At 64.1% G+C, this 18,916-nt stretch carries 19 protein-coding genes; 10 read left to right on the top strand and 9 right to left on the bottom strand.

The window, feature by feature from the left end; translation table 11 throughout:
- Window positions 1-6: 6 nt before the first annotated feature.
- Window positions 7-1,260 (bottom strand): MFS transporter, encoded by a 1,254-nt coding sequence (locus MHK00_RS08350; RefSeq protein WP_250411276.1) that lies wholly within the window; start codon window positions 1,258-1,260, stop codon window positions 7-9.
- A gap of 216 nt (window positions 1,261-1,476) precedes the next feature.
- On the opposite strand from MHK00_RS08350, the gene MHK00_RS08345 reads away from it, so the two are divergent.
- Window positions 1,477-3,690 (top strand): NADP-dependent isocitrate dehydrogenase, encoded by a 2,214-nt coding sequence (locus MHK00_RS08345; RefSeq protein WP_250411274.1) that lies wholly within the window; start codon window positions 1,477-1,479, stop codon window positions 3,688-3,690.
- Between the two features lie 72 nt (window positions 3,691-3,762).
- On the opposite strand, the gene pdxT is transcribed toward MHK00_RS08345, so the two are convergent.
- A complete protein-coding gene (gene pdxT, locus MHK00_RS08340; RefSeq protein WP_250411272.1) occupies window positions 3,763-4,353 on the bottom strand; it encodes a pyridoxal 5'-phosphate synthase glutaminase subunit PdxT in 591 nt (196 codons plus the stop codon).
- Entirely contained in the window at window positions 4,347-5,249 is a 903-nt protein-coding gene (pdxS, locus tag MHK00_RS08335) for a pyridoxal 5'-phosphate synthase lyase subunit PdxS (protein WP_250411270.1), read from the bottom strand. Before pdxS ends, pdxT begins: the two co-directional genes overlap by 7 nt.
- An 81-nt stretch (window positions 5,250-5,330) precedes the next feature.
- Here pdxS and pdxR point away from each other — a divergent pair, with 81 nt between their 5' ends.
- From pdxR to metX, 4 genes are all read left to right on the top strand, one after another.
- Window positions 5,331-6,635, top strand: coding sequence for a MocR-like pyridoxine biosynthesis transcription factor PdxR (gene pdxR / locus MHK00_RS08330; RefSeq protein ID WP_250411267.1), 1,305 nt, complete (start codon window positions 5,331-5,333; stop codon window positions 6,633-6,635).
- 37 nt (window positions 6,636-6,672) lie between these two features.
- Window positions 6,673-6,834 (top strand): hypothetical protein, encoded by a 162-nt coding sequence (locus MHK00_RS08325; protein WP_005322637.1) that lies wholly within the window; start codon window positions 6,673-6,675, stop codon window positions 6,832-6,834.
- Between the two features lie 122 nt (window positions 6,835-6,956).
- The gene (locus tag MHK00_RS08320; protein ID WP_250411265.1) at window positions 6,957-8,273 is read left to right on the top strand and encodes an O-acetylhomoserine/O-acetylserine sulfhydrylase; all 1,317 of its coding nucleotides are present in this window, start codon (window positions 6,957-6,959) and stop codon (window positions 8,271-8,273) included.
- A complete protein-coding gene (gene metX / locus MHK00_RS08315) occupies window positions 8,270-9,388 on the top strand; it encodes a homoserine O-acetyltransferase MetX (RefSeq protein WP_250411262.1) in 1,119 nt (372 codons plus the stop codon). Before MHK00_RS08320 ends, metX begins: the two co-directional genes overlap by 4 nt.
- A gap of 113 nt (window positions 9,389-9,501) precedes the next feature.
- Here the strand turns inward: metX and MHK00_RS08310 are convergent, their stop codons facing one another.
- The 3 genes from MHK00_RS08310 to MHK00_RS08300 form a co-directional block, all read right to left on the bottom strand.
- Window positions 9,502-10,482: an HNH endonuclease signature motif containing protein gene (locus MHK00_RS08310; protein ID WP_250411260.1), complete on the bottom strand. Its 981-nt coding sequence runs from the start codon at window positions 10,480-10,482 to the stop codon at window positions 9,502-9,504.
- Between the two features lie 125 nt (window positions 10,483-10,607).
- Window positions 10,608-10,922, bottom strand: coding sequence for a DUF3017 domain-containing protein (locus MHK00_RS08305; RefSeq protein ID WP_250411257.1), 315 nt, complete (start codon window positions 10,920-10,922; stop codon window positions 10,608-10,610).
- Window positions 10,919-11,767: a bifunctional methylenetetrahydrofolate dehydrogenase/methenyltetrahydrofolate cyclohydrolase gene (locus tag MHK00_RS08300; RefSeq protein ID WP_150850691.1), complete on the bottom strand. Its 849-nt coding sequence runs from the start codon at window positions 11,765-11,767 to the stop codon at window positions 10,919-10,921. The genes MHK00_RS08305 and MHK00_RS08300 overlap by 4 nt, the downstream gene beginning before the upstream one ends.
- 23 nt (window positions 11,768-11,790) lie before the next feature.
- On the opposite strand from MHK00_RS08300, the gene MHK00_RS08295 reads away from it, so the two are divergent.
- Entirely contained in the window at window positions 11,791-12,261 is a 471-nt protein-coding gene (locus MHK00_RS08295) for a tRNA (cytidine(34)-2'-O)-methyltransferase (RefSeq protein WP_005322648.1), read from the top strand.
- On the opposite strand, the gene MHK00_RS08290 is transcribed toward MHK00_RS08295, so the two are convergent.
- Both MHK00_RS08290 and MHK00_RS08285 read right to left on the bottom strand, forming a co-directional pair.
- Window positions 12,245-13,582 (bottom strand): PH domain-containing protein, encoded by a 1,338-nt coding sequence (locus MHK00_RS08290; protein ID WP_200435845.1) that lies wholly within the window; start codon window positions 13,580-13,582, stop codon window positions 12,245-12,247. The genes MHK00_RS08295 and MHK00_RS08290 overlap by 17 nt on opposite strands.
- Entirely contained in the window at window positions 13,579-14,040 is a 462-nt protein-coding gene (locus MHK00_RS08285) for a PH domain-containing protein (RefSeq protein WP_250411254.1), read from the bottom strand. The genes MHK00_RS08290 and MHK00_RS08285 overlap by 4 nt, the downstream gene beginning before the upstream one ends.
- Window positions 14,041-14,151: 111 nt before the next feature.
- On the opposite strand from MHK00_RS08285, the gene MHK00_RS08280 reads away from it, so the two are divergent.
- Genes MHK00_RS08280 through MHK00_RS08265 form a run of 4 tightly spaced genes read left to right on the top strand, consistent with a single transcriptional unit; the run spans window position 14,152 to window position 15,714 of the window.
- A complete protein-coding gene (locus tag MHK00_RS08280; RefSeq protein WP_250411252.1) occupies window positions 14,152-14,700 on the top strand; it encodes a hypothetical protein in 549 nt (182 codons plus the stop codon).
- Complete coding sequence (locus MHK00_RS08275; RefSeq protein WP_040424873.1) at window positions 14,693-14,911, top strand: helix-turn-helix domain-containing protein; 219 nt, start codon at window positions 14,693-14,695, stop codon at window positions 14,909-14,911. The genes MHK00_RS08280 and MHK00_RS08275 overlap by 8 nt, the downstream gene beginning before the upstream one ends.
- 42 nt (window positions 14,912-14,953) lie before the next feature.
- Entirely contained in the window at window positions 14,954-15,217 is a 264-nt protein-coding gene (locus MHK00_RS08270; RefSeq protein ID WP_005322660.1) for a helix-turn-helix transcriptional regulator, read from the top strand.
- A complete protein-coding gene (locus MHK00_RS08265; protein WP_250411250.1) occupies window positions 15,217-15,714 on the top strand; it encodes a hypothetical protein in 498 nt (165 codons plus the stop codon). Before MHK00_RS08270 ends, MHK00_RS08265 begins: the two co-directional genes overlap by 1 nt.
- Here the strand turns inward: MHK00_RS08265 and MHK00_RS08260 are convergent.
- Window positions 15,711-18,830 (bottom strand): error-prone DNA polymerase, encoded by a 3,120-nt coding sequence (locus tag MHK00_RS08260; RefSeq protein WP_250411248.1) that lies wholly within the window; start codon window positions 18,828-18,830, stop codon window positions 15,711-15,713. The genes MHK00_RS08265 and MHK00_RS08260 overlap by 4 nt on opposite strands.
- Window positions 18,831-18,916: the final 86 nt, after the last annotated feature.

The following is an 18,916-nucleotide window of genomic DNA, read 5'->3' as shown; positions in this document are numbered from 1 at the left end:
GTAAGCCTAGGCGCGGCGAGAAAGGCGCTTTTTATCCCACATCGTCGCAGCCCATACCAGGCAACCCGCAGCCGCTAGGGCCGCACCGGCCAGCGCCGGGGCGGAGTAGCCCAAGCCGGCACCCACCACGGCGCCGCCAATGGTCGCACCGGCCGCGTTTGCGATGTTCAGCGCGGACTGGTTAAGGGCTGCGGCCAAAGTCTGGGCGTCGCCAGCCACATGCACCAAGCGCAGCTGCAGCGAAGGAACCAAGGTGGAGCCCATAAACGCCACGCAGCCAAAGCACAAAGTGGCGGGAATGGCATGGCTAGAAAGGAAGTAGAAGGCCGTCAGGATAACGATGAGGCAAGCCAAGGCAAAGATAATGCCAAACTCCAGGTTGCGGTCAGCCAGCCAGCCGCCAAAGGCATTGCCGATGGTCATGCCGATGCCATAGGCCATGAGCACCACCCAGATGAGGCTCTGGTCCATGCCGGCGACCTCGGTCATGGTCCACGAAATATAGGTATAGACGGAGAACATGCCGCCAAAGCCGACCACGCCCATGATGACGGTGAACCACACCTGACTGTTTTTGAACGCACCAAATTCGGTGCGGATATCGGTCTGCTTCATCTCCGTCATGTGCGGCATCAGGAAGAACAACGCAATGGCGGTGACAATACCCAAAGCCACGACCACTAGGTAGGCCGCCTGCCAGCCCAGCGCGGAGCCGAGGGCTTGGGCGGCCGGCACGCCGATAACCGTGGCGATGGCCAGGCCCATGCCCACATAAGCCATGGCCTTGCCGCGGCCGCCAGGGGGCGCCATGGATGCGGCCGAGAGATTAGCCACGGAGAAATAAGCGCCGTGCGGCATGCCCGCAATAAAGCGCGCGACCATGAGGATGGCGTAATTCGGTGCCAAGACCGAGAGGAGGTTGCCCACCACGAGGAAGCCGATGAGCAGCAGGATGAGCCGGCGGCGCGGCAGCTTGCCGGTAAAAGCCGCAATCAACGGGGCACCGACCACCACGCCCATGGCATAGATGGTGATGAGCGTGGAGGCGTTTTCTTCCGAAACGCCAAAATCATCTGCAATAAGCGGCAGCAGGCCCATAGACACGAACTCCGTCGTGCCGATGGCAAACGCGCCCAGGGCCATGGCCACCATGACGATGGCGCGGCGACGGGCGGTAATCTCCGTTTGCAACGGCAGCGGGCGGCGGCGAACGCGGTGTTCGCGTGCGCTGCGCGGGCTTAGCTCATCGATGATTTTCATGGAGAGTGAGGGTACACCCCGTCTGCGCCTGCAGCATGCCCGCAGCGGGGGCTCGTGAATATCTCCACCCCTCCCGCGCATGGGTGACAGCGGCCACGCAACCCTTTTCAAGGGGCGGCAAATGGGGGATCACTTTCAGCAAACTGGCCCACATGCCGCCCACAAAATCGGTAATCTGGGCACTTGAACAATTTTCCAACGTTAATTAGGAGAATCATGGCAAAGATTACGTGGACCCGTACCGATGAGGCGCCGCTGCTGGCGACCTACTCCCTCAAGCCCATCGTGGAGGCCTTCGCTTCCACCGCTGGCATCGACGTGGAAACCCGCGATATCTCGCTGGCCGCCCGCATCGCCGCACAGTTCCCGGAGCGCCTGACCGAGGAGCAGAAGGTCGAGGACGCCCTGGCAGAACTGGGCAAGATGGCTAAGACCCCGGAAGCAAATATCATCAAGCTGCCGAATATTTCCGCTTCCCTGGTGCAGCTGAAGAAGGCCATCGCCGAGCTGCAGGCCGCCGGCTACGACCTGCCTGATTACCCGGATAGTCCTTCCACCGAGGAAGAAAAGGACATTGCTGCCCGCTACGATTCCGTCAAGGGCTCCGCCGTTAACCCGGTGCTGCGTGAGGGCAACTCCGACCGCCGCGCACCGGAGGCAGTCAAGAACTTTGTCAAGAAGCACCCGCACCGCATGGGCGAGTGGTCCAAGGACTCCAAGACCAACGTTGCCACCATGGCGGACAACGACTTCCGCCACAATGAAAAGTCCGTCATCCTGGACAACGAGGACACCCTGTCCATCGTGCTGAAGACCGCCGACGGCGAGCAGACCCTGCTGCCGGAGCTGCCGGTTCTCAAGGGTGAGGTCATCGACGGCACCTTCATGTCCGCCAAGGCCCTGGATGAGTTCCTCCTCGCACAGGTCAAGCGCGCCAAGGAAGAGGGCGTGCTCTTCTCCACCCACCTGAAGGCCACCATGATGAAAGTCTCTGACCCCATCCTCTTCGGCCACGTCGTCCGCGCCTTCTTCGCCGATGTGTATGACAAGTACGGCGAGGAGCTGCTGGCTGCCGGCCTCAATGGCGAGAACGGCCTGGGCGCTATTTACGAGGGCCTGAAGAACCTGGACAACGGCGAAGAAATCAAGGCTGCTTTCGATGCTGTGCTTTCCGACGGCCCCGACCTCGCCATGGTCAACTCCCACAAGGGCATCACCAACCTGCACGTGCCTTCCGACGTCATTATTGACGCCTCCATGCCTGCCATGATCCGCACCTCCGGCCACATGTGGAATAAGAACGACGAGGAGCAGGACACCCTCGCCGTCATCCCGGATTCCTCCTACGCCGGCGTCTACCAGGCCGTTATCGAGGACTGCAAGGAAAACGGCGCCTTCGACCCGACCACCATGGGCACCGTGCCGAACGTGGGCCTCATGGCGCAGAAGGCCGAGGAGTACGGCTCCCACAACAAGACCTTCAAGATCCCGGCTGCGGGCACCGTTGAGGTTCGCAACTCCCAGGGCGAGGTTCTCATCTCCCACGACGTGGAGGAAGGCGATATCTGGCGCGCCTGCCAGACCAAGGACGCCCCGATCCAGGACTGGGTCAAGCTCGCCGTCAACCGCGCTCGCCTGTCCGGCATGAAGACCATCTTCTGGCTCGACCCGGAGCGCGGCCACGACCGCAACATCAAGTCCCTGGTGGAGAAGTACCTTAAGGACCACGACACCGAGGGCCTGGATATCTCCATCGAGGATCCGGTTACCGCTACCAAGACCTCCATCGAGCGCATCCGCCGCGGCGAGGACACCATCTCCGTGACCGGCAACGTGCTGCGTGACTACAACACGGACCTCTTCCCCATCCTCGAGCTGGGCACCTCCGCCAAGATGCTGTCTGTAGTTCCGCTCATGGCCGGCGGCGGCCTCTTCGAGACCGGTGCGGGCGGCTCCGCCCCGAAGCACGTCCAGCAGGTCGAGGAAGAAAACCACCTGCGCTGGGATTCCCTCGGCGAGTTCCTGGCCCTGGCCGAGTCCTTCCGCCACGAGAAGCAGACCAACGGCAACGAAAAGGCCGGCGTCCTGGCCGCCACCCTGGACAAGGCCACCGAGCGTCTGCTCAATGAGGGCAAGTCCCCGTCCCGCAAGGCTGGCGAAATCGACAACCGCGGTTCCCACTTCTTCCTGGCCACCTTCTGGGCAGAGGAGCTGGCTAACCAGACCGATGATGCCGATCTCGCCGCTGCGTTCAAGGACGTGGCTTCCCAGCTGTCCTCCCAGGCAGACGAGATTGCCCAGGCACTTGTCGACGCCCAGGGCAACCCCGCCGACCTCGGCGGCTACTACTGGCCGAATGACGAGAAGACCTCTGCTGTCATGCGCCCAGTTGCTCAGTTTAACGAGATCATCGACGGCCTGAAGAAGTAATTTTTCCCAGGCAAAAGCCGCCCCGCAGCGATTTTTGATTCGCTGCGGGGCGGTTTTGGTGTGTCTGCGTGCTTAGAAGCTGTCGAGCCAGGCGGCGTGCACGCGGGCGTCGCCATTTTCTTCTGGGTGGAAGCTCAGCGCCGTCACGGTGCCCTGGCGCATGCCAACCACCGCGTCGCCGTCCTCGCCCGGCACCGTCGCGATGACCTCGACGCCCTCGCCCACGCGGGTGACCAGCGGCGCGCGAATGAAACTCGCCTCGATGTCGAGCGTCTCCTCCCCCGCCGTCACAGGAACCGTGCGCTCTTCGGAAAAGCGCTGGTTGCCGAAGGCGTTGCGGCGCACGGTGACGTCGATAAGCCCCAGCGTCTGCTGCCCCGGCGCGGGGTTATCGAGCTCGCGGGCGCAATAGATGAGCCCCGCGCAGGTCGCGAGCACCGGCAATCCTGCGGCCGCGGTGTCGCGCAGCGGCGCGGCCAGCCCGAAGCTACGCGCCAGCTTATCGATGACGCTCGACTCGCCGCCCGGAATCACCAGCCCGTCGAGGCTGTCCAAGTCGCGCGGCACCCTCACCCGGCGAGTCGCCACACCAAGCCCGTCCAGAATGCGCAGGTGCTCCTCGACGCCGCCCTGCAGCGCCAGCACCCCGACGGTGGCTACCATCCGCGCTCGGCCAGGCGGTGCGGTGCAGGCACGTCGTTGACGTTGATGCCCACCATGGCCTCGCCCAGGCCGCGGGAAAGCTTGGCGAGCTCAGCGGGGTCGTCGTAAAGCGTGGCAGCCTTCACGATGGCCTCCGCGCGTGCCGACGGGTTGCCGGACTTGAAGATGCCGGAGCCGACGAAGACGCCTTCGGCGCCCATCTGGCGGACAAGGGCGGCGTCGGCAGGCGTGGCCACGCCACCGGCAACGAAGAGCACAACCGGGAGCTTGCCGGTCTCCGCAACCTCTGCAACCAGGTCATACGGCGCCTGCAGTTCCTTGGCCGCGACGTAGAGCTCGTCTCGGTCCAGGTGGCGCAGTCGGGCAATCTCGGCCTTAATCGTGCGCAGGTGCTTCACGGCCTCGGAGACGTCGCCGGTGCCGGCCTCGCCCTTGGAGCGAATCATGGCCGCGCCCTCGGTGATGCGGCGCAGCGCCTCGCCCAGGTTGGTCGCACCACACACGAACGGCACGTCGAAGTCCCACTTATTGATGTGGTTGGCATAATCGGCCGGGCTGAGCACCTCGGACTCGTCGATAAAGTCCACACCCAGCTCGCCCAGGATCTGCGCCTCCACAAAATGGCCGATGCGGGCCTTAGCCATGACCGGGATATCCACGGCCTCGACGATGCCCTCGATAAGCTCCGGATCCGACATGCGGGCCACGCCGCCCTGCGCGCGGATATCGGCCGGCACGCGCTCCAGCGCCATCACGGCCGACGCGCCCGCGTCCTCCGCAATGCGCGCCTGCTCCGGCGTGACGACGTCCATGATGACGCCGCCCTTCAACATATCGGCCAGTCCTCGCTTCACGCGGGTGGTAGCGCGTCCTTGTTCATTTACCTGTTCAGTCATAGGTGCCATAGTGACCCACACAAGTGGTACAAGACAAGAGCCATTTTCAGCGTGTTGGATTAGACCACTTATGATGGGCCCGTGCCCCTTCGCCTCGATCCCTCTGATACGCGGCCGCTGCCCGTGCAAATCGCCGCGGCCCTCCGCACCCAGGTTGCCGCCGGCGTCCTCCTGCCCGGCGAGCGCGTTCCTTCGACCCGCCACTTGGCTTCGCAGCTCAGCGTTTCCCGAGGCAGCGTGGTCACCGCCTACGACCAACTCACGGCCGAGGGCTACCTCACCGCCGAGGTTGGCTCCGGCACCGTCATAAACCCGCTGCTTCCCCACGCGCGTGCCCCACGGCCGGAGCCAGCCCCCGCACCGGCCGCCGAGCCCGAACTGGTGTCACTGACCCCCGGCCTGCCCGACACCGCCGGCATCCTCACCCCTGAATGGAGGGCCGCCTGGCGTGCAGCGGCCGTCGACCCTTCCGGCGATCTGCCCCGCGAGGTCGCCGCCCACCTGCGCCACATGCGCGGGCTCACCGTGGACCCGGCCTGCGTACTCATCACCGCCGGTGCCCGCGACGGCCTCTCCGTGCTCCTGCGCTCCCTCAGCCGCCACCTGCGTGTGGGCGTGGAATCCCCCGGCTATCCCAGCTTGCGCCGCGTACCCCAGGCTCTCGGCCACACGTTGGTGGAAATCCCCACCGACCCCGACGGCGTCACCGTCCCCGCGGCCGATCTCGACGCCCTCATTGTCACCCCCAGCCACCAATATCCCTACGGCGGCTCGCTGCCCGCAGCCCGGCGCGCCGAACTCGTCGAATGGGCCCGCGCACACGACGCCCTCCTCATCGAGGACGACTTCGACTCCGAACTGCGCTACGTCGGCCAGCCACTGCCCGCCCTGGCCGCACTCGCCCCGGAACACACCGTGCTGCTGGGTACCTTCTCCTCGGTCATCTCCCCCTCGATTGCCTGCGGCTACCTCGTCGTTCCACCGCGCCTGCGCCCGGCCGTGGACCACGTGCGCGAGGTCTTCGGCCAACCCGTCGGTTCCATTCCCCAGGCCGCGCTCGCCCACTACCTTTCAAGCGGCGCTTTACGACGCCACACCGGCCGCATGCGCCGCACCTACAAACGCCGCCGCAACCTCGTAGCCGAAACGCTCGGCACCATCGATGGCGCGCAACTCCTCCCCATCCACGGTGGCCTTCACGCGGTATTGCTGTGCGACCCAGCCGTGGTCCCCCGCGCCGCCGCCCGCGGCATTAAGCTCACCCCGCTGCGCGATTATTGGGGCGGCGCCGACGCCGAAGATGGCGTCGTCCTCGGCTTCGGCCACCTCAGCGACGCCGAGCTGCGCACGAGCCTCACCGCGGTCGCGGCCGCATTAGGCGAGTGATACCGTCATCTCAAAGGCCATAAAAGAAAGGTGATAAATGTCCCTCGGTCCGCTTGAATTTCTACTCATACTCATTCCGTTCCTCATCCTCGCCGGAATCATCGCCATCGTGGTCAAGCTCGTGCGCAATAGCAACGAAACTCGCGCAAACACCCGCCGCATTGCCGATCAGCTCGAGAAACAAGACCGCCACCGCTAAGCAAGGCACCCCACCAGACCAAGCGCACACTGACCGCTTGGTCTATTTTTATTCTCGTCCCTGCCAGCGGGTTTCACTAAACCCGTTCGCAAGACATACCGCTTGGTCTAGTCTTGCCAAGCATGACGACGAAATACGATAACTCCAATTCCAACTGGTCCTTCGCTACCCGCTCCGTACACGCCGGCCAAAACCTCGACGGGCACCACAACGCCCGCAACGTGCCGATTTACCAGACCACTTCCTACGTCTTTAACGACGCCGAGCACGCGGCCAACCGCTTCAATCTTTCCGACGCCGGCCCCATTTACACCCGCCTGACCAACCCCACCCAGGACGCGTTGGAAGAGCGACTCGCCTCCCTCGAGGGCGGCGTCGCGGCCGTCGCCTTCGCTTCGGGCCAAGCCGCCGAGACCGCAGCCATTTTGAACCTCGCCTCAGCCGGCGACCACATCGTGACCTCCCCGCGCCTCTACGGCGGCACCTCCACCCTCTTTACCGTCACACTCAAGCGCCTAGGCATCGACGTCACCTTCGTCGAGGACCCGGATGACCCGCAATCCTGGCAGGACGCCGTCCAGCCAAATACCAAGGCCTTCTACGGCGAGACCTTCGGCAACCCCGTGGCCGATGTCCTCGATATCCCGGCCATCGCCGAGGTCGCCCACAACAACCAGGTCCCGCTCATCGTAGATAACACCATCGCCACCGCCGCCCTCGCCCGGCCGCTGGACCTCGGCGCGGACATCGTCGTGGTTTCCACCACCAAGTTCTACACCGGCAATGGCTCGGCCATCGGCGGCACGATTATCGACGGCGGCTCTTTCGACTGGACAGTCACCCGCAACGGCGAGCCCGTCTTCCCCTACTTCGTCACCCCTGACGAGGCCTACCACGGCCTGAAGTACGCCGATCTCGGAGCCCCAGCCTTCGCACTCAAGGCCCGCGCCGGCCTGCTACGCGATACCGGCGCCGCCATCTCCCCCTTCAACGCCTGGCTGACGCTGAATGGAATCGAGACGGTGGGGCTGCGCGTCGAAAAGCACAATGCCAACGCCCAGGCCGTTGCCGAGTACCTGGAAGGCCACGCCAAGGTCACCAAGGTCAACTACGCCGGCCTGGATTCCTCGCCGTATAAGGCCACCAAGGAAAAGCTCGGCTACGCCTACACCGGCTCCGTGCTCTCCTTCGACATCGACGGCGGCCGCGAGGAAGCCTGGGCGTTTATCGACGCCCTCAAGCTCCACTCCAACCTCGCCAATATCGGCGACACCCGCTCTCTGGCCGTGCACCCGGCAACCACCACGCACTCCCAGTCCGACGAGCCTGCGCTCGCCGCGGCCGGCATCACCCAGTCCACCATCCGCCTGTCCGTGGGCATCGAGCACATCGATGACATCATCGCGGACCTCGAGCTGGGCTTTAACGCGCTGGCATGAAGCTAGTTAGCATCGGCGACTTCCACACCGAAGCCGGCGCCACGCTTGCCGACGCCCACATTGCCTACCACCGCTTCGGCCACCTCCTCGGCGATCCCCACGGCCGCAATAACGTCATTGTGGTCGAACACGCCCTGACCGGTGATTCGAATGTGGCCGAGTGGTGGGCCGATCTGGTCGGCCCTGGCAAGGCGCTAGACACGACGAAGTGGTGCGTTATCGCCACCAATGCGCTGGGCGGCTGCGGCGGCTCCACCGGCCCTGCCTCCCCGCACCCAATCGACGGCCGCGCCTGGGGCTCGCGCTTCCCCGCGCTTTCGGTGCGCGACCTCGTCTCGGCCGAGCGCGCCGCGCTCCGCGAGCTCGGCATCACCCACGTCCACGCCATCATTGGCGGTTCGATGGGTGGCGCGCGCACGCTGGAGTGGACGCTGATGCACCCCGAGGCCGTTGATTCCGCTTGCGTCATTGCCGTATCGGCCCGTGCCTCTGCCTGGCAGATTGGCATCCAGTCGGCGCAGATCGCGGCCATCGAGCAGGATTCCTTCTGGCATGGCGGCGACTACTACGCCTCCGCGCAGCGCCCGCGCGAGGGGCTGGCGGCCGCACGTCGCATTGCACACCTGACGTATCGCGGCGAGCAGGAAATCGACGAGCGCTTCGGTGTCCAGGCCCAGACCGGCGAGAACCCACTCGGGCCCTACCGCCGCCGCAATGAGCGCTTTGCCGTCAACTCCTACCTCGACTATCAGGGCATCAAGCTGGCCGATCGCTTTGACGCCGGCTCCTACGTCACCCTCACCGAGGCGCTCAACCGCCACGATATCGGCCGCGGCCGCGGCGGCCTTAACCGCGCGCTGGGCTCATCCGAGGTGCCGACCATGGTCGTCGGCGTGGACACGGATATCTTGTACCCGTATCACCAGCAGGAACACATCTCGCGCAACCTCGGCAACCTGCTGGCGATGGCGAAGGTTGTCTCCCCGGTAGGCCACGACGCTTTTCTTACCGAGTCACGCCAGATGGATCGCATCTTGCGCAACTTCCTCACCCTTTCCCAACCGGACCCGAGCATCGATTCTGCGGCGGGCGATCCCACCGAGTACTCGATTTAAAGGCTCACTGCATCTACGATCGCCGAAGCTGCGCAGCGCGCACCATCGATAAGGTGTGCGGCACGCTGCGCTGGTCCTATGGCCAGTCGTGGCGAGCAGAGGCGGGACGGGGCTCAGCAGTCTTCGGGCGGTGTGGCCCAGGGCGGACGCCAGACGATACCTTCGCCGGGGCGGCGCTCGAGCCGGCCGCGGCGCGGCGGCGCATTGGGGTCATCATCATTGACCCCGTTGTGATACTTGCAGGCCATGGTGAGGTTCTCGGGATTCGTGTCCCCACCGAGCAGCCACGGGGTGAGGTGGTGGACTTGGCATTCATCCGCTGGCGTATGACAGTCGGGCCACGGACACACAGGATTTTCCGCCATCGCCATCTGGCGTTGCTTCCATGTAGCCCGGCGCCGCGATTGATAGAGGTTTACTGGGCCGGTGACGGGGTGGATGAGGGTGATAAGGCCGACGTCGGCAAGCGCGCGGCGGGCAAGGTCCGCACCAGAAATCTGTGCGCCATTGGTCAGCTGCAGGGTGACGTCCTCGCCGTGGGTGACCTTGACCATCTCATTGAGGGTGAGCACCACATTGGTGGTGATTGTGGAGGCGGCGGCACCCTGGGAAAAGACGCGGCGGGCATCGGCGACGGTGGAGACATGGTTATTAATCTCTGCCACCAGTTCGGACTCGGCGGTAATGGTCAGTGTCCACAGGTCGTCGCGGCGGCGGGTCAGGCGCACGCCCTCAGAGCGCTTGGTGGTACGCTCCTCGCGCACCAGGCGGCGGGCGCGCTTTTCAATCTCGCTGGTAGCAACGCGCAGGGCGCAGAGTTCCTCGCGCAGTGCCCAGGCCGCGCGCTGGGTTTTCATCTTCTGCGCGTAGTGCTCGATGATTTTTAGCGCGTCGAGCGGCAGCGTAGTGCGGCGGGCGGTGCGCTGCTTGGCGCGAAAGGAGGTGCGGCCGAAGTAGGTATCAGCAAGGCGGGCAAACTCGGCGGCCTCGCGATCGCTAAAGCCCTTATCGACGAGCTCTTCTACCGACAGCCCAGCGCACTCCTCGATGAGCACCATCGGGGAGTTCACGGCAGCCAGGTAGTTCGAAATCATGGCCCCGAGCCTAAGCCGGCCGCGCAACCCAGCGCGCGGTGGCGGCCCGGAGCTTGTGGATAACCGGCCATATTTCGGCTCTGCGGGCCGGTATCGGTGACGCTTCTACAAAAAGCTGTGGATAACTAGCTCCCGAGCGAGTCCACCGAAAAGGCCAGAAAGGCCATCGTGGCGCCGAGCAGGCCGGTAAAGCAGGCGTCGAAGCGGCGCGAGCGTACGGCCAGCACGCCGACGCGACTGGAATCACACGTCAGTCGGACCACGGTGAGCCACAGCAAAGCCAGGCCGAGGAGGAATGTGGCCCGGCGCCAGTACTCGAAGGCCGCGTAGCCGCCAGAGACGACCACGCCCGCCACGAACATGCCGATAGCCGCCCACTGCGCGGCGGGAGGCAGCGGGGAGGGCGCGAGACCGGCATCGTGCGGGTTGTCTAGATTCACGCCAACTTTTCCGCGCGCTCGACGATATTGCGCACCAAGAAGGCACGGGTCAGCGGGCCGACGCCGCCCGGGTTCGGCGAGACGAATCCGGCCTTGTCCCAGCAGTCTGGGTGGATGTCGCCGGTGAGCTTGCCGTCGACGCGGGAGACTCCGACGTCGAGAAGCGCGGCGCCTTCCTTAATCATGTCCGCAGTGAGCATGTGGGGCTGGCCGGCGGCGGCGATGACGATATCGGCCTCGCGGGTCTCGGCGGCCAGGTCCTTGGTGCCGGTGTGGCAGAGGGTGACGGTGGAGTTCTCGCTGCGGCGGGTAAGCATCAGGCCGATGGGACGGCCCACGGTCACGCCGCGGCCGATGACCACGGTCTTGGCGCCGTCAAGCTCAACGCCGAAACGGCGCAGCAGGTGCAGGCAGCCGTTCGGGGTACAAGGCAGGGGCGCGTCCTCGTTGAGCACGAGCTTGCCCAGGTTGACCGGGTGCAGGCCGTCGGCATCCTTTTCGGGGTCGATGCGCTCGAGGATGGCGTTTTCATCCAAGTGCTTGGGCAGCGGGAGCTGGACGATGTAGCCGGTGCAGGCGTCATCGGCATTGAGCTCATCGATGACGGCCTCAAGTTCTTCCTGTGTGATATCGGCCGGCAGGTCCTTGCGGATGGAGTTGATGCCGAGCTTTTCGCAGTCGCGGTGCTTCATCTTCACATAGGACTGGGAGCCGGGGTCTTCGCCGACCAAGACGGTGGCGAGGCCGGGCGTAATCCCCTTGTCCTTCAGTGCGGCCACGCGCTGGGCGAGGTCGGCGAAAATCTCGTCGCGGTACAGTGTGCCATCTAGTTTGGTAGCGCTCATAGCCACCATCCTAGACTGAAGGCATGAGCCAGCTGCACATTGTCTTTGATAACCCGGTCATTCCTACTAATACGGGCAACGCCATCCGCACGGCCGCGGTAACAGGCGCGAGCCTGCACCTGATTGAGCCGCTGGGCTTTAATTTCGACGATAAACACTTAAAGCGCGCCGGACTGGATTATCACGATCTGGCCGATGTGCAGATTCACAAGGATTTTCAGGCCTGCATGGACGCGCTGCCGGGGGCGCGCGTCTTCGCGTTTACCACGCATACGGATAAGTGGTTTACGGATATCGAATACCAGGAGGGCGATGTCTTGCTCTTCGGCACGGAGCCGACTGGCCTGCCGGAGGAGCATATTAACCATCCGCGCGTGACGGACCGCGTGCGCATTCCGATGGTGCCGGCCAGGCGCTCGATGAACCTGTCGAATTCGGCGTCGACGGCCGTATTCGAAGCGTGGCGCCAGCTGGGATTTAACGGGGCGGTTTAAGCCCTGGCAGCTGGCGGGAGCGCAGGCGGGCAAGGAGTGCGGTGGCGTCGGCAAGCGTGAGGTTGCGCGCGGCCATGCGCACGGGCCCTTGGACTAGGTCGAGGTCGACGGTGGCCAAGCCGAGCGCCTGGGAAATCGGCCCGCGGCGGTAGGTTAGCTCCTGGATATGGGAGGTGTGGATGGCCTTGACGCGGCGGTTGAGCCGGCCGTTGCGCACGATAACGTAGTCGCCGGTGAGCGCGACGGTTTGCTGGCGGTAATCCAGCGGGGAGACCCATTTGGCGCGGGCTGGCGAGGCGTAGGTGGGTGCGGCGTCGGCCGGCAGGAATTGCCGGGCTTGGGCGAGGGTGCCCACCGGCAGGATGCGGGTGGAGCCAGAAGCCTTGCCGCTTGCCGACGCCCCATATCCCGCCACCGAAACCCTCACCTCGTACCAGCCCAGCGGCCGCCACAGGAACGGCTGGGTAATTTGTACGGCGTGGATGCGGTCGAGGCGGATGCTTTGACGGCGGCGGTCGGCCAGACCGTAGGTGATGTTGAGTACCTCGCCGTCGGTGCGGGCGGTGTAGCGCCAGGAGGAATCGAGCACGTTCCAGGCGTTGGGGAGCGCGCCGACGAGGATGGGCAGCGCGGCCGATAGCGGCAGCCGCGTAACCACAACGAGGATGAGGAAGCCGACGAGGAAAAGCGTGGACGTGCGCAACGCGGCCGCAATCAGGGAGCGGGCGATGGGAATTTCGGGCACGAGAGCTGGTTCCTCGGCCGGTTCTTCAGACGATTCCTCGGCCGGCGCCTCGGTTTGGGAGGTGGGAGCGCCGTGCACGCGGGCGAGGATGTCATCGCGTAAGGCCTCGGCATCGGACTTTTTTAGGTAGGCGATTTCGATGACAGATGATTGGCCGCCTGCGGTTTCCACCCGCACGGCCGCAAGACGAAAGAGGCGAGCGATGACGGGCTCGACGACGTCGACGGCCTGGGTGCGGTCATAGCGCGCGGTGCGCAGTTGGGTGGAAAAGAGTCCGCGGCGCAGGGAGAGCTCGTCCCCGCCGAGCTGGTAGCCCATGCGGCGCCACCACAGGCCGGAGGCGAGCCACACGACCGCGCAGACCGCAACGAACGCGGCGAAAGCTAAGGCAGTATCGCGCAGGGCCTCGCCGCGGTGCTCGCCGGTGATGAAGGCGAAGATATCGCGCAGGGCTTCCAGGTTGACGTTGAGGGCGAAGGCCGCGATGAGGGCCAGGATCACTGACCATAGGCGCAGCAGTGGGGTAAGACGGTGGACGCGGCGGAAGCTTGGTTGGGTGCTGGACTGGTCGTTCATAGGCCGCTCATCCGTTCGCGGGCTTGGTGGGCAAGGCGGGTGCGGAGGGCGTCGGCAAGCGGGGCTTCCAGGCCCTTAATGGTGGCGTCCGTGCTGGCTGAGGCCGTGTGGAGCTGCAGCTTTTTCAGCCCGAGGGCGCGGTCGATGGGCCCGGAGGTCACGTCGACGAATTGGATGCGGCCGTAGGGCACCACGGTGAAGGAATGCCAGAGCTTGCCGCGAGTGATAAGCAGCTCGTCGTCGGTCTCGAGCCAGCCCATGTTGCGCACCTGGGCGGGGATGAGCCAGAGCAGCCAGAAGAATAGGGCGACGAAAAGCCCGGCCGCCCAGTAGAACCACGGGGTCCACCAGAAACCTGCCGCACCGGCGGCCGCCGCGAGGACAATCATCCAGCTCAGGTGGTGGATATAGCGCGAGGCCACCAGGCGTGGCGAGACGGGATTCATTTCTTCGCTCATAGTTATTGACAGTATCAATCGGGCCATACCCTTGCGCACCTTATCGTTACTCGATATTATCGAATTGCGACAACATCGAAAGTCGATAAGAAATCGGCGGAAAGGATTGTCATGACCACCCCACAACCCACCTCCAAGGCCGAGCGCCGCGAAATTAACGCGGCGGCCGGCATCTGCCTCCTTACCATCGTCATCCTCGGCCCTACCTACCTGCGTGAGCTTGCCACCGGACGCTTTTCCACCGCACTGAGCGCAGCCATCCCAGAAGGCCTAAGCAAACACAACCTCGACGGCGGACCATTCTGGATGCTCACCGCAGCACTCGTCGTTAAGATTGCGGCTATTTTGATCATCGCGTTCTTTACCTACCGTCTGGTCAAGCCCATGCTTCGCGGGCAGGTCTTCACTACGAAAAATATTCGCTTCCTCAATGGAATAGCCATCGGGATTCTCGTCTGGTTTATCGGACGCTTCCCGCTCGAAGGTATGGGCAACAACTGGGCCTCTTCACAGCTAGGGATCGACTGGTGGTCCAGCCAGAGCGGAACGTCATTTGGCGAGCTCGCGCTGCTTTACCTCTTTGCCTGCGCCCTACAACTCTTCTCAGCCGCCATCAAGCGCGGCTGCAAGCTAGAAGAGGAGGTCGAAGGACTTGTCTGAGCCACAAGGGCCCCAGGTAGTCTGCCACCTCGACCGAATAATGGAAGAGCGCGGCATAACCGGAGCGGCACTCGCTAAAGAAGTAGGTATCACCCCAGTTAACCTCTCCGTATTGAAGAATAATCGTGCCAAAGCCGTACGCTTTAGCACCCTCGCAGCACTGTGTGCGGCGCTGGACTGCCAGCCGGGAGATATCTTCGGCGTCGAATAGCAACCCTTGCCAGGACGTTGGGTTTATGCAATACTTTGACTCATGTCCCCAAAGAAGAAGCCCTCCGCACCCATTTATAACCGGGTACGCGTGCTGCGCGCCGAGCGGGACATGTCGCGCGCGCAGCTGGCTGAGGCCATCGACGTCAATCCCCAGACCGTCGGAGCCCTCGAGCGCGGGGACCACTCCCCCAGCCTGGACCTAGCCTTTCGCGTCTGCGAAGTCTTTGACCTTCCGGTGGAGGCTATCTTTTCCCGCCAGGAATTTGCCCCTATGTCCACTGAAATCTATAGGAAGAATTCCTAATGGCTACCACAATTCCCGCCTCTGTTTCCCGCCGCAAGCGCTTGATCCTAGCCGGCGACATTTTTCTCGGCCTGGCCATCGTGGCGGCGGCCCTGCACTTCTTCGCGCTTGGCTTGTCTAATCTGCTGTGGCCGATAGCTGGCATTGCGGCGACCATGTGCACCACGTGGCTGCGCCAGTCCATTCGGCACCTCGACGTTCCCACTACGGAGATGGATGAGTACGAGCTGCGCCTGCATACCGACGCCCGCGACAAAGGCCTGAAAACCGCATTGGCCACGGCCATAGTGCTCTTCCTCGTCGCCGGCGCCACCGCTTTTGGGCTGCGCTTCTTCGGCGCGGAGCACGTTGCGGTGGAGCAGGCGACCTCGGGGGCCAATATCGCCATCTTCTTTGCCAAGCTCATCTATATCCAGCTGCTGTGGATTCCATTTGCGGTAGCCAAGGAATTGGCCAATAAGCTCAACGCGGACGAGCTGCGCGGCGGCGGCAACTAGCGGAAGTCGCGGGAGCCGCGGGAGAGGAATTCACCAAAGTCCAACGGCTCGAGCTTATCCGCGACCACGCTGACCGCGCCGGTGGCATTTTGCACGATGCCGCGGATAATCATCGCGCGGGCGGTGCGGGCCAGCACCTTATGCCGCGACCACAATCCGGGTGAAACCATCACGTTCATCAGGCCGGTTTCATCCTCCACGCCCAAAAAGGTCAGGCCAGAAGCAGTGCGCGGGCGCTGGCGGTGAGTAATAATGCCGGCGATGCGCACGCGGGTGCCATCGGGGATATGGGGGAGCTGGGAGGCAGGGAGGACGTCGGCAAGCGAGGCACGCACCAGCTCCATCGGCTGCTGATTATGGGTCACGCCGGTAGCGGCGACGTCGGTAGCCATGAGCTCAAACGCGGACATACCGGGCAGGTGCGGCGAAGCCAGGGCGGAGGTACCAGGCAACATGCCCTCGCGCTCGGTGGCGGCGACGCCAGCCTGCCACAGCGCTTGGCGACGATCCAGCCCCAGACACTCCAACGCCCCGGCCGTAGCCAGCGCCTCCACCTGCTCCACGCTGAGATCCGCCCGGCGCGAAAGATCGGACACACTAGTAAAAGGCGCGGCCGCCTCCACACGCTCGGCGGCGGACTCCCCCAGCCCCTTGATGAGGTTAAGGCCCAAACGGATCTCGGACGACCCCGTCGCACGAGCCTGGGCACCGGAGTCATTGATGCTTACCGGCAGCACCTGCACGCCGTGACGACGGGCGTCTTGGATGAGCGACTGCGGGGAGTAGAAACCCATCGGTTGCGCGCGCAGCAACCCCACGCAGAATTCCGCCGGATAGTGGTACTTAAACCACGCGGAAAAATACACCAGCGAGGCAAAGGACTGCGAGTGGGATTCCGGGAAGCCATAGGCGGCGAAGGCCACGATTTTGGCCCACAGCTTTTCTGCCACCTCGCCCTCGATACCGTTGGTCTCGCGCAGGCCGGCAAAGAAGCGGCTGCGCAGCGCGGCCATCTTTTCCGGTGAGCGCTTCGACCCCATGGCGCGGCGCAGGTCATCGGCCTCGGCACCGGAAAAACCGGCGGCGTCGACAGCGATCTGCATCAACTGCTCCTGGAAGAGCGGGATGCCTAACGTCTTGCCCAGGGATTTTTCCAGCACCGGATGGTCATAGGTCACCTCTTCCAAGCCATCGCGGCGGCGCAGGTAGGGGTGCACGGACCCGCCCTGGATAGGACCGGGACGAATGAGCGCGACCTCGACCACCAGGTCAAAGAAGCGGCGCGGTTTCAGCCGCGGTAGCGTGGCTAGCTGCGCGCGGGATTCCACTTGGAATACGCCCACCGCATCGGCGCGGCAGAGCATGTCATAGACCTCCGGCTCGGCGAGGTCGAGCTCCCACAGGTGTACTTCGCGGCCAGTGGTGGCGCGCACGGCATCGATCATGTGGTGCAGCGCCTCCAACATGCCCAGCCCCAAGAGATCGAATTTCACCAGGCCGGCGGCCGCGCAATCGTCCTTATCCCACTGCAGTACGGAGCGATTTTCCATGCGCGCCCATTCCATAGGAACGACGTCCGCAATGGGGCGGTCACACAGCACCATGCCACCGGAGTGGATGCCCAGGTGGCGGGGCTGGCCGAGGAATTGCTCGGCTAAAGAGGAGACGTCGGCAGGCGGCTCGGAGGTACCTTTCGACCACGCATCGGCCGAGCCCTGCGGGTAGCCCAACGCGCGGGCGGCATCGCGGGTAGCTCCCTTGCGGCGATAGGTAATGACATTGGCCACCTGCGCGGCGCGATCGCGGCCGTGGGCGCGGTAGACATACTGGATGACTTCCTCGCGGCGGCCGGACTCGATGTCGATATCAATATCAGGCGGGCCATCACGGTCTGGGGAGAGAAAGCGCTCGAAAAGCAGCTGCGCGGAGATGGGCTCCGCATTGGTAATGCCCAGCGCAAAGCACACCGCGGAGTTGGCGGCCGAGCCGCGGCCTTGGCACAGAATATTCTCGCGGCGGCAAAAATCCACCAGGTCGCACACGATTAGGAAGTAGCCGGGGAAGCCCAGCTGCTTGATGACGCCCAACTCATGCCCAATCTGCTTCCGCGCCGCCTGCCTAATCTCGGCCGGGCGCGAGGCATAGCGGTCCTTGGCGCGGCGCCAGACCTCGTGTTCCAGCCAGCTCATTTCGGTGTACCCCTCCGGCACCGGAAAATGCGGCAGGTTGGGCGCGAGGGCGTCCCAGGTAAAGGAGCACTCGCGGGCGAGCGCCACGGTTTCGGCAATGAGCTCCGGCCGATCCGGCAAGAGTTGCGCCATCTGCTCGCCGGATCGCAGCCAGCCAGCCCCCATGGGGTGGGCATGCGGCGCGGCGGCCGCAAGAGATTCGCGCCGGGCTAGGGCACGCTTGGCGGCGGCGAGCCGAGTTTGGTCGCGGGTCGCGGCCGCGGGCCGTGCGGTTGCGATGGCCCGCAGGTTATTGTATTTATCGAGGAAACGGTGCCGATCCGCATCCTCGGGGGACATGCTGCAAGAATATTCGAGAACTATGCTGTCTATTTTTATTCTTTCGAGCAGGTTATCGATTTCCGCTAGCGCCTCCGGCCCCACCAGAAAGAAGCACTCCCCTTCCAGTTCGCGCGCCACCTCATCCAAGGGCGGATAGGCTACGCGATCCTTCTCCCCGGCTTCCATCCGGGCGCGCGCGATGAGGCGCGACAGGCGGCGATAGCCCTCCGGAGTGCGCGCCAGCACGGTCACCGGAGCCTCCGCGAGCGATAGCTCCGCGCCATATACGGCCGGAAGGCCTGCTTTAGCAGCAGCTTCGGCGAATTTCATGAGTCCATAAAAACCATCGCGGTCCACGATGGCCAACCCCTCAAGGCCTAGCTCCACAGCCCGGCCCACCAGCTCCTCCGGCTCGGCAGCGCCGTCAAGAAAACTATAGGAACTTACCGCATGCAGCTCCGCAAAAGGCACGGCGGAGTGGCCGCGCCGGGCAGGAACCGTTGGCCCATGAAGGTGATTAACCGACACGGGCGCAGCAGATTCACGGCCGGAGAGGATACGCTCCACCCGCGACCACGACAGCGCCTTTCCGCCATTAAATTTCACCCCACACAGCGTAATATCGAATCATTGTTCTAGACAAGCCGGTGGGACGTGATGCCCGCAATAGACAAAGCGGTTCGCTGATTGCT

The sequence above is a fragment of the Corynebacterium tuberculostearicum genome, from assembly GCF_022347385.1.
Lineage (GTDB): Bacteria > Actinomycetota > Actinomycetes > Mycobacteriales > Mycobacteriaceae > Corynebacterium > Corynebacterium tuberculostearicum_M.
This window is presented reverse-complemented; position numbering and strand designations above follow the sequence as displayed.